This is a genomic window from Streptomyces sp. NPDC052052 (assembly GCF_040680455.1).
Lineage (GTDB): Bacteria > Actinomycetota > Actinomycetes > Streptomycetales > Streptomycetaceae > Streptomyces.
On the sequence record NZ_JBFAWU010000014.1, the window covers coordinates 111005 to 122118 of the forward strand.

At 66.8% G+C, this 11114-nt stretch carries 7 protein-coding genes; all 7 read left to right on the forward strand.

Annotated elements, in window-relative coordinates; all coding sequences use genetic code 11:
• Positions 1–78: 78 nt before the first annotated feature.
• The 7 genes from AB0L71_RS18695 (at position 79) to AB0L71_RS18725 (ending at position 10992) form a co-directional block, all read left to right on the forward strand.
• On the forward strand, positions 79–1350 hold the full coding sequence (locus AB0L71_RS18695; RefSeq protein ID WP_365243869.1) for a hypothetical protein: 1272 nt from the start codon (positions 79–81) through the stop codon (positions 1348–1350).
• Positions 1351–1421: 71 nt separating this feature from the next.
• On the forward strand, positions 1422–2687 hold the full coding sequence (locus AB0L71_RS18700; protein ID WP_365243870.1) for a DUF4145 domain-containing protein: 1266 nt from the start codon (positions 1422–1424) through the stop codon (positions 2685–2687).
• Positions 2684–3541: a carbohydrate kinase family protein gene (locus AB0L71_RS18705; protein WP_365243872.1), complete on the forward strand. Its 858-nt coding sequence runs from the start codon at positions 2684–2686 to the stop codon at positions 3539–3541. The genes AB0L71_RS18700 and AB0L71_RS18705 overlap by 4 nt, the downstream gene beginning before the upstream one ends.
• A complete protein-coding gene (locus AB0L71_RS18710) occupies positions 3538–4164 on the forward strand; it encodes a 2'-5' RNA ligase family protein (protein ID WP_365243874.1) in 627 nt (208 codons plus the stop codon). Before AB0L71_RS18705 ends, AB0L71_RS18710 begins: the two co-directional genes overlap by 4 nt.
• Positions 4161–4931 carry an inositol monophosphatase family protein gene (locus AB0L71_RS18715; protein ID WP_365243876.1) on the forward strand — a complete coding sequence of 257 codons (771 nt, stop codon included), beginning with the start codon at positions 4161–4163 and terminating at the stop codon, positions 4929–4931. Before AB0L71_RS18710 ends, AB0L71_RS18715 begins: the two co-directional genes overlap by 4 nt.
• A gap of 791 nt (positions 4932–5722) precedes the next feature.
• A complete protein-coding gene (locus AB0L71_RS18720; RefSeq protein ID WP_365243878.1) occupies positions 5723–7300 on the forward strand; it encodes an FG-GAP repeat protein in 1578 nt (525 codons plus the stop codon).
• A 116-nt stretch (positions 7301–7416) separates the two neighbouring features.
• Positions 7417–10992 carry a LamG-like jellyroll fold domain-containing protein gene (locus tag AB0L71_RS18725; RefSeq protein WP_365243880.1) on the forward strand — a complete coding sequence of 1192 codons (3576 nt, stop codon included), beginning with the start codon at positions 7417–7419 and terminating at the stop codon, positions 10990–10992.
• The last annotated feature ends 122 nt before the right edge of the window (positions 10993–11114 follow it).

Sequence of the window (11114 nt, forward strand, 5' to 3'; positions counted from 1 at the left end):
GCTGAACACGGGGGTGTCGGTGCGCGAACACCGGGGGCACGGTATGTGTGGGTGCTGTCCTGTCGGGGCGGGGCGCGAATGACCACCCCCATCGGTTCCGCAGTGGGCGTTCGCCAGTCGGTCAGCCTGATCATCCCGGTGCGCCTCCCGGCCGACCCGGGCTCGTGGCCCGAAGGCCCCCTTCCCTTCGACGTCGGTGGGCACCGTACGGACGTGGCCGCACGGCAGACGTACTTCGCGCACGCTGCGGGACGTGCGCTGTACGGAACACCCGAACGGCCGCGCCGCTGGCACCGGTTGGCCGATATCACTCACGGCGCCCTGCATCTGAACGGCATGGAGATCCTGCGTACCCCGACCGCCCTGAACCCCCAGCACGCCCTGGCCGTCCTGCACTTCACCGTGCACACAGCCGTGCTGCTGGATGTACTGAGGGCGATCGGGCTCCGGACCGGGGCCGGGCCTGATCCGCTCACCGGGCCCCTTGCCCCCGACACCCTGCTCTCCGGTATCGCCACACCCGCCACGACAGGGTCGCCCTTCGCGGCAGCGCACCCCTACACCGTCGCGTTCCTGACACCCGGAACCACCGAGACACCGGCACTGCGCTCTGCCGGAGTGCTGCCGCCCACGGCGGACCGATGGCTCTGGGCCCTGGCGTCCCGATCCAACGAGGCGGACTTTCCCACGGCCCCGGAGCAGCTGCCGGCCCAGACCCAGGACGTTGTCCGGATCTCGGCGGACTGGAGCGCTCTCGTCCTGCGGCACGGGACCGCCTTCCTCGGCCATCGCCCGGATCAAGGCAGCGGCGATTTCTATGACTTCGCAGCCCTGCATGTGCGCTCCGTCTATCTGGACGCCCTGCTCCTCGGCATCGTCCAGCGGGACCACATCGACGAACTGACCGACGAACTCTCCGGGGTCTTCGACGGCCCCGGGCTCGCCCGCCGGGTCGCCGTCCTGGAGCGGAACATCGCGGGCTTCCGCAGCACCTACTGGCGTCAGCACCTCACCGCGCACGGCCCGGCCAATGAGCTGCTCCTCGCCTACCACGCGCAGTACCGACTGCCCACCAGGTTCGAGGAGATCCTCGCGGAAGCCGCCGACTACTCCCGGCTCGTGCAGACCCAGGACGGACAGCAGATCGCCGGGGCCCTCGGAGTCCTCGCCATTCTCGGACTGCCGGTCGGCACCGCCCTGAGTGTTCTCCAGGTGCTCGGCGACGCCGATCCCGGCGACCTCCTGCTCGCCCTGGGGGCCGCGCTCGTCGCAACGGCGGCGGCCCTGACCACTCGGTACGGGCGGCTGGTTCTCGCCTCACTGCGTGGCGGTCCGAATCCTGGAGAATGACGGACAACTGAACTGCCCAGACACTGCATTGTTAGCATCAGGTACGAGCTGTCGAACAGGACACGGTCGACGTGACGGTCAACGAGGGCGAGTCGCTCCGGCTCTACAAAAAGGCTCTGAGGTACGCCGAATCAGATCCAGAAGTGTTTCTCAGTACGGCACGACGAGCGGCGGAGTCGATTCTTTTGGACATTGCCCTGCAGGAAGCAGTCGGCTCGAAACCGACGCTGGAATCCCTGCTCACCGTGCTCACCAGCAAGGGCGTTCTGCCACAGAAGATGGTTCTGGCCGTCCGCACCATCCAGAACTACGGCAACTACGGCAGCCACGCCCACGACACGTCGGGGGAGGAGATCTCCGCGGAGGACGTGCAGCCCTGCCTCAACGCCCTGACACAACTGGCCGTTTGGTACGGGCGCACCGTGTCGTCCTTCGCGGAGAACGAGGGGCGCGAGGCACTGGCCGCCGTGCACCGCTCCGCGGGAACGACGCGTCTGGCCGACTCGACCCTGATCGTGGTGAAGGCCGTGCTGCTGGGCTGCGGCATCGACGAGGTCCTGGCGAGGCACCACCACCGGGTCGTGCCCATACAGCTGCCCTGGTCGGATCAACTGATCCGCGATGTCGCGCAGGGACGGCTGGACCTCGCCATCTACAACGAACAGCGGCTGCACAGGATGATCGAGGACGAGGAGGACCTGAAGGACCACGTGGTTCCCCTCGGTCGAGTCGGTCACTCGATGGGTGGGCGGAACTTCTATCTTCTCGCGGCGCGCGGTGGCCGCTGGGGCCGGGCGACAGCCGAGGAGTTCCTGACGAATCCGGCCGGTGCGGAGATCGCCGTACCGAAGCACAGCGACATGTTCACCAATGTCCTCACGGCCTTCTCCACCGATGAGGAGGGCCTCCACGACCTGGGCATCCGGATTCTCGACGTCCCCCACCATCTGGGGCTCGAACTGTTCCATCTGAACCGGGACGTGCTGGCGGTCGGCGGACAGAACCTGCGGATGCACGCCCGTGACGAGGACGACTACTTCGAACTGCTCAACTCCGACGTGCTGCCGCCCGTGACGCAGGCACGCTTACGTTCCGCCGCGGCCAATGTGCTCATCGCGAGCCGGTCCTGGCTCTCCGCGATCGGCACCCGCCCGAACGACCTGTACCGGGAGCTGATGCGCCGGTTCCACGACCTGGGCGCCGACCAGAGCCGCTTCGAGACCATCGTGGACGACCTGGTCGCCCACGCGTCGTTCCCCCTGCAGAGCAGCCCGGCCAGCCGTGAACGACTGGTACGTCATGTCCTGTTCGAGAGCTATCGCCTGGGGGACCCGTGACCGACCCGAAGCGCGTTCTCGTCCTGGGCGGAACCAACTTCGACTTCATCGTCCAGGCGGAGAAGTTCCCGGAGGAGCACGAGAAGGTCCGCGGCAACGAGTGCGCGGCGCTTCCCGGAGGGTCCGCAGCCAATACCGCACTGGGGCTCGCCCGGCAGGGCTGTGCGGTCCGGCTCGTCTCGGCAGTGGGGGACGACGCGCTCGGCAGGCTGTGTCTGGACGATCTCCGTGCCGGTGGTGTGGACACCGGGTTGATACGTGTGGACACCGCCATGAGGACCGGTCTGGCGATAGTGATCTCGTCCGGTACGGGTAAACGGATGATGACCTTTGCTGGGGCGGACCGTGACCTGGCGTTCCGCACGGTCACGGAGGCCGACGTGAGCGCGGTGGACCATGTGCACGTCGTCGGGGAACCCACGCCGGCTCTGAGCCGCGTGGTGGGTCTGGCGCGCCGACTCGGCCGTTCCGTGTCGGTCGAATGGAACGGCCGGGACATGAGCCCGCTCGCGCAGGGCCCCGGGCTGAATCTGATGAATGCCGACGAGGCGGGTCATCTGCCCGGTGCGCGCACCGGCGACGCCGCCGCCACCGCGCGGTGGTACGCGCAGCAGCTGGCCGGAGATGTGATCCTGACACTCGGGGCCGAAGGTGCGCTGTGGGCCACCGCTTCCGGCACGGTCGTCCATGAACCGACCACGGCCGTGGAACCGGTGGACCGGACCGGAGGCGGTGATGCCTTCAATGCGGGCGTCATCGCAGGCCGGCTGTTCGGTGAGCCGCCGGAGGCATGCCTGCGCAGAGGCCTCGATGCGGCGTTGCACGTGATCACGAAGATAGGAGCACATCCATGACCCGGTGGCTTGGCGTCGCACTGCTTCCGTGCGCGGACCACACACGCGCGGCGATCCAGCTGCAGAAGAACCTGGGCGTCGACAGCCCTCTGCGGCCTCCGCTGAGCGAGGAGGGCAATCTGCCCCATCTGACGGTATTCCAGGGGCCTTTCGTCGACACCCTCGAACCGGAGCAGGAACTGGCGAGGATCAGCGCCGCGGTGAGCCTGCCCGACGAACTGACCCTTGCGTCCGTCGGCATCGTCTACCAGCCGACCGGTTGGCTGTTCATGTCCGTCGAAAGGCCGCCGCTTCTGCAGAAGCTGCAGGAGGTGGTGGTGGACCGGCTGGCGCCGCATCTCGACCGTGCGGCATTCGACACCTCGAAGGACACATCGAGGTTCACGGAAACCGAACGTGCGAGTTTCGCGGAGTACGGGTACCGCTACACCGGCGATGCCTACGCACCCCACATCACACTGGGCCGGACGGAGGAGACCACGGCTCTGGAACTGGTGCGGACCGCACCCCAGCGCATCCACGTCCCCGAGGCGTGGACCTTCGACCGGCTCAGCTTCTACGTGATGGGCGAACACGGCGCCCATGCGGAGAAGGTCGCCGAGTTGCCGCTGGCTTCCGCGTGAACGAGTTGCCCGACCTGCACCGCGTTGCTCAGGAGGCCGTGGATGCGGGGGTGGAGTGGCTGACCGGGGAAGGAACGACAACCCCGTGGACCCGCGTGCGCTTCAAATCGTCCGGTGAGGAGGTCACGCCCGCCGACGTCGAGGTGGAACGCCGGGTCACGGAGGTTCTGGCGGACCGTACGCCCGACATCCCGGTCATCGCGGAGGAGTCGTACACCGAGGGGGTGTTGCCGGCCCGATGCTGGCTGCTGGACCCCATCGACGGCACCATGAACTTCACCCGCGGAGCACCGGGGTACGCCGTTTCGCTCGCGTACATGGAGGAGGGCTCGCCCCTGCTGGCCTTGGTCCACGCACCGGCCCTCCGGCGTCGGTGGAGCACCGGGGCGACACCCGGACCGGCCGTGCAGCGGCCGACCGGTGCGGAGACCCTCTCCCGGGCGGTCGTCGGGCTGACGGGGACGGGGCGCGGAAACCCGCGGGTCGCCCGGCTCGTCGGCCACCTCTACAACGAGGCGTACCGCATCAGGGTGCAGGGTGCGATGAGCCTCGACCTGGTCGGAGTGTCCGAGGGCTGGCTGGATGCCTGCGTCTGCCTCCGCCCCAAGCCATGGGACGTGGCGGCCGGTGCCGCCCTGGTCCGCGAGCGCGGCGGGGTGGTGCTGGGGGCCGGCGGGCGAGACTTCACGCCGGACTCTCCGGTGCTGGTCGCGGGTGCGTCGTCGCTCGCCCGCGAGCTGGTTGCTGTGTGGGAGTCCTTCTCTTGAGGGTTGTAGAGCCTCTCAGTTGACGGGGCAGCCGACGCTTGTACGCACCGCCCTGCCCGGCGAGCAGGGAGGCGGGCGCCACGACGTTCGCCTCCGTCCGGTAGTCGTTGGAGGCCGGCGGTGAATCTCACACATCGTCAGCTCGTCTCCGTCCGCAGTGCGGTAGCCGCCCCTGGCACGGGAGTTGATGACGCTCCGAAGTGAGATCAGTCGGCCGGTGAGGTGCCGGGAGCTGCCGCGTCCAGGAGCCGGGTTGAACTGCCGGCGCTCGACTGCGGGCATTCCCCGCATGGTGACATCGCCTGTTGGCACGCCGACGGCGACGCGGCCGTTTACCCGGATGGCGACGCGGCGCATTCCGGGGCCTTCATTCCACGGCGTACGAACCGTTTCCCCGGAACGGCTTGGGGGAGCAATCGATTCTCGTCAGGAACTCGCCGTTCTGGTGCGGCCATTCCCGTGCGCAGCGTCAGGGCCTCATCGAAAACCCTCCGAGTGTGACACCCGGTCAAGTCGGTCCCTGTTAGGGCATATCGCATCTTTTCTGCGCGCAGAACCAGGTTCTTCGAGGTTCTCCCCGTTCGGATTAAGCGATGACTTAAGAGTTTAGTTACGCCCGCTTAACATATCTCCCGTAGGGCACCAATGTCCATCTTTTGTTGACTTGTCACCATCAACTGCTCACGTAAGTACATGTATCGGGCAGGTTCTTGACGGTTTCGGTGATGCCGTTATTGCATACGCTTTGCCTTGTGTTGTTGGAAATTTGCAAATCAGGGGATAGGTGTGGGGTGGCTCTCAAGGGGTGGGTTGTGAATAGGGAATCCGGTATATCCGGAATCCTTGCTGTGGTGGTGTTGTTGTTCGGGACCCTGGGCGTGACAGTTGCGGGGACCGAGCCCGCCGCCGCGGCCACGTGCGCGGGCGTGACCCCGGACTACAACGGCGACGGCATTGTCGACACCGTTGTCACGGACCCGCAGGCGACGGTGAACGGGGCCTCGCAGGCCGGGCTGGTCCGGGTGCTCTACGGCGGCGACAAGGGCGTCAGTGAGATTTCGCAGGCAACCACCGGGATGAAAGCCGTTCCGGAGCCGGGGGACCAGTTCGGCACGGCGGTGGCCCGGGCAGACTTCAACGGGGACGGCTGTACCGACCTCGTGATCGGAACTCCCTACGAGGACGTCACCGTGAGCGGGGCGGACGTCAAGGACGCCGGGTGCCTGCACGTCATTTACGGCTCGCCCTCCGGGATCGGTGAGGGATCGGTCATCGAGGGGTACACCCAGTCGGCCTTCACCCCAGGGGCCGACAACGAGGCGGGCGACCATTTCGGCTACGCGCTTCAGGCAAGCGCGGCCAACACGGGGAAGCCGTATCTCGTCGTCGGTGTCCCGGGTGAGGACGTGGTGGTGGACGGTGTGGACCTGGCCGATGCCGGTGCCATCATCTACCAGCAGGGCAGCGACCGGATCACTGTGACGCAGAAGAGTCCGGGCGTGCCCGGTGTGGTCGAGGCCGGCGATCAGTTCGGGGCCTCACTCGCCGGCACCAGCCGCTATTTCGCCGTGGGTGTACCGGGCGAGACCATCGGAACCGACGCGGTTGCCGCTGGAGCCGTGACCGTCTTCAACCACACACTCACCGACGGGTATCCCACGGCGATCGCCTCCATGGGTCAGGACAGTGCAGGGATGGCGGGCGTCGCCGAGGCCGGTGACCGGTTCGGTGCCGCACTGTCGATGACCGGCTACCGTCCGTCCACCGAGACGTACAACTCCGACGCACTCCTCGCCATCGGAATCCCGGGTGAGGACATAGGCGACGTGCCCGACGCGGGTGGTGCCACGGTGATGCGGATCGAACCCTCCGGCAGTTTCACCCAGCTGAAGGCCTTCGACGCCGGGACCGCGGACGTCGAAGGCGATCCCGAAGCAGGCGACTTCATGGGGCAGCGCGTGGCGATCACGAACACCGACACCAGTGTCGTCACCAGCACAGCCACTGTTCGGCTGGCCGTGGGGATTCCCGGGCGCGACGTCGGTGGGGTGGAGGACGCCGGGGTGATCCATGTGTTCAATCCGCTGGACAGCCACATAGGCACAGCCGACAAGATCATCGAGCGCGGGTCGAGCATCCTGCCCGGCACTCCGAACGCCCGTGACCTGACCGGCATGTCGCTGCGTTCCGGTGCTACGACGCTCTACATCGGCATCCCTTACAGCAAGGACCCCGGCACGTCCAAGGGTGTTCTGTACACGATGCCCTGGTCCGACATCGACGGCACCACGACATCCGGGACCAAGACCTTCCAGCCCGGCGCCGGTGGGATCTCGGACATCGGCGCTTCCTTCGCGGCCGTGGGGTGACCGGTATGGAGCGCGAGGAGCTGACCGACGGTGAGAGCAAGAGAAGGAAGACAGCGATCGTGAACAGGCGTGCTGGCGGTGGGCGTCGGCGGAGGAGCCGTGGTCCCCTCGTTGTGGTGACGTTGACAACCTTGCTGGCTGCCGGCCTGGGTTTTCCGGCTCTGTCCAGCGATCTTCCCCAGGCGAACGCGGCGTCCTCCGAGGGCAGTACGGTGGTGGGGACGGAGGAGGCCCAGGAAGCCGCGGCGGAGTCGAACGCCCCGGTGGAGGTTCTGGGTCTGCGTGATGAGCGCAGTACTACCGTGGCCAATCCGGACGGCACCTTCACCACCACCACGGCTGTCCAGCCGGTGCGTACCCGTAAGAACGGCAAGTGGACGGACATCGACACCACACTCGTCCGCCGGGCGGACGGGTCGTATGCGCCGAAGGCCGCTGTGTCGGCCATGTCGTTCTCCGGTGGGGGTACCACGACGTTCGCCACGATCCAGAAGGACGGCCATGCGCTGTCTCTGGACTGGCCCGACAAGCTGCCGGCGCCCACGGTCGACGGGGCGACCGCGACGTATGCGGATGTGTTGCCAGGCGTCGACCTCAAGGTGACCGCAAGCGCTGAGGGCTTCTCGCATCTCATTGTCGTCAACGATGCGAAGGCTGCCGACAATCCGGAGCTGGCCGAGCTCGAACTTCCGGTCGATACCGAATCCGTGGAGCTGAAGAAGTCCGAGGACAGCGGATTGACCGCCCTCGATGCGGCAGGTGGCACGGTGTTCGAGGCGCCGGCGCCTTTGATGTGGGACAGCCGGGAGGGGGAAGGCTCCGATGAGGGCACTGCGCCGTCCGCGTCGTCGGAGCCCTCTGCCGACGGTCTGGCGGTGACGCCCCCGGACGGCACGCAGGTCGCCGACGTGGGTGTGGACATCGGCCCGGACACCCTGACTCTGACTCCGGACAAGTCGCTGCTCACGGGTGACGACACGGTCTACCCGGTCTACATCGACCCCGTGGTCAAGACCGCCAGCCGCAGCGCCTGGACCATGGTTTCCTCGTACTACTCGTCGGCCGAGTTCTGGAAGTTCGACGATCACGAGGGGGTTGGGAAGTGTCCGGCCGATGTGTCGTACCAGTGCGCGAGTTCGAACGACAAGAAGCGTCAGTTCTTCGCGATTCCGACGGCGTCCTTCGAGGGCAAGGACATCATCGAGGCGGAGTTCGCCGTGACCATGGTCCACACCTACAGCAGTGCGGCCAAGGCTGTGCAGTTGGGGCGGGTGAACTCCACCGGTGCGAGCGCGATCAGCTCCTCGACCAACTGGGGCAACCAGCCGTCTCTGAAGGAGACCATCGCCAGTCAATCTCCCACCAACCCGGCCGGGTCGTGCACATCGACCAACCAGAACGTGCGTTTCGATGTGAAGAGCACTGTCCAGAAGGCCGCCGACAGTGGATGGGACACCACGACCTTTCGGTTGCGTGCGGGCGATGAGGACGACTATGCGTACTGGAAGAGGTTCTGCGGGAACGCCCAGCTCGAGGTGACGTACAACCGGCCGCCGCTGGCGCCTGCCATGGGTGATCTGACCATGTCGCCGGGTGGTTCGTGCCAGTACGGGCACGCGGACGAGCACTATGTCTCGACCGTGCCGGTCCTCAACGCGGTCATCAAGGACTACGACCACAACGACGTTGCCGGAAAGTCCGAGAGTCTGAAGGCTCGTTTCCATGTCTTCTGGACCGCGAACAACACGCAGATAGATCACTACGCCACGACCGGCGCTCTGTCGACGACCGGTACCGGCCAGACCGGTTCGGCATCATTCAAGTACAAGGTCGGCTCCGATCTCAGCACCGACTCGGACGCCGGGTTCACGCTGCCGTCCAACGTCACGATCGGCTGGGAGGTGCAGGGTTGGGACGGGACTGCCTGGGGCCCGTGGAGCTCTGCCGGCAGCGCCACTCGCTGCGAGTTCATCTACGACGCGTCCGCGCCCAGCGCGCCCGTCATCACCTCCGCGCAGTATCCCAACGACGACGTCTGGCACGCGGGGGTCGGCGACTACGGAAGCTTCACCTTCGCCTCCTCGTCCACCGATGTGGCTCAGTACCTCTACCGGTTCACCGGAAGCTCCGGTTGGTCGACGGTGACCCCGGCCACCGTGGGCGGGCCGGCGACCGTCAAGTTCATGCCGACTTCTGAGGGCAACTGGACGGTGGAGGCCAAGGCGGTCGACGCGGCCGGCAATGCGCAGAAGACGGCGCCCATGGGGTACGTCTTTCTCGTCTCCGACGGCCGGGCCCCCATCGGCGGCTGGACCCTCGGGGACGTCAAGGGTTCCGCATCCGCGGCCGGCACGGGCTCCTCGCCCAGCGCCGCGCCCGGTACGGGTGTCACCTTCGGCGCCAAGCCCGGTCCGCTCGGTGCGGCCGACACCTATGCGGCACTGGACGGTACGGAGAACGCCTATCTGGACGCGGGCCAGCACATCGTGAACACCGACACCGGGTTCTCGGTCAGTGCCTGGGTCAACCTGCCCGAGGAACCGAACCGGGACCAGACCGTGGTCAGTCAGGACGGCACCGGCCTGCCCGGCTTCGACCTGGGTTATGACGCGGACGGCCGTAGCTGGGTCTTCCGCTCTCCGTTCAATGACCTGGAGTCCCTGGGGAATTGGCAGGTCACCGGAGGCAAGGTGGTGCCGGGTTCCTGGACGCACCTCATCGGTTCGTATGACGGCGTCACCGGCGAGATGAGGCTGTACGTGGACGGCACGGCGGTCACCACCACCGTGAAGCGGACGACGCCGTGGAATGCGACTGGTTCCCTCCAGATCGGCCGCCGGTTGGCGCTGGACGGATACACCGGACATTTCAAGGGCGGCATCGCCGATGTCCAGGTCTACGACCGAGTGGTCACGGGCCCTGAAAGCGCCGACCTGGGCGGAATCGTGGCTCAGCAGCTCGCCTATTGGGATGTCGACACAGCTCCCGACGGTGTGGCGCCGGAGGCGTACGGCGGAACGGGTCTGACTCTCGGCGGTGGCGCCTCCATCTACGTACCGGCGCCGGGCTGCGACGTGGAGAGCGATCCGGACTGTGTCGAGACCGCACCTGAAGACCCCATGTGGGGTGACGGCCATCTGCTGCTCAACGGCACTGACGCCTATGCGACGCGGGCTGCCGGTCTGCTCTCGAAGCGGGACAGCTTCACCCTGACCGCACGAGCGCGACTGTCCTCCGTCTCTCCCACGAAGGACCAGACGGTCCTCGCGCTCTCCGGCACCCAGGGCAGCGCGGTCACGGTGGGCTACTCCGCCGCCGACAGCCGGTGGATCCTCACGGCCACCGACGCGGACTCGGGCACTCCGGTGACCACCACCGTGAAGGCGACGGGCTTCCTGCCCAGTACCGGGATCAAGGGCGATCATCTGGCGCTGGTCTATTCGGCGGTCTTCGGCGACCTGGTGCTCTACGTCAACGGGGTTGAAAGCGCCCGGACGCCCTGGGGCAACACCTGGGACTTCACCACGACCGCATATCAGGTGGGCCGCACGCTCACCGGGACCGCTTCCGGTTCCTTCCTGTCCGGCGCGGTCGACGAACTGCGTCTGTTCCAGGGTGCGTTGGATGCCAGCCTCGTGAACACCGTCAGTGGGCTGGCGGACGACTCCAGCATCGAGGCCACCCTTACCTGATCCGACCATCGCGGCCGTGGGGCCGGACGAATCTGTCCGGTCCCACGGCCGTTTCCTCTGTTTCACATCCCTGTCCAGCATCTCCTGACGGAGCTTCCATGCGTTCATCACCTTTCGGAAGA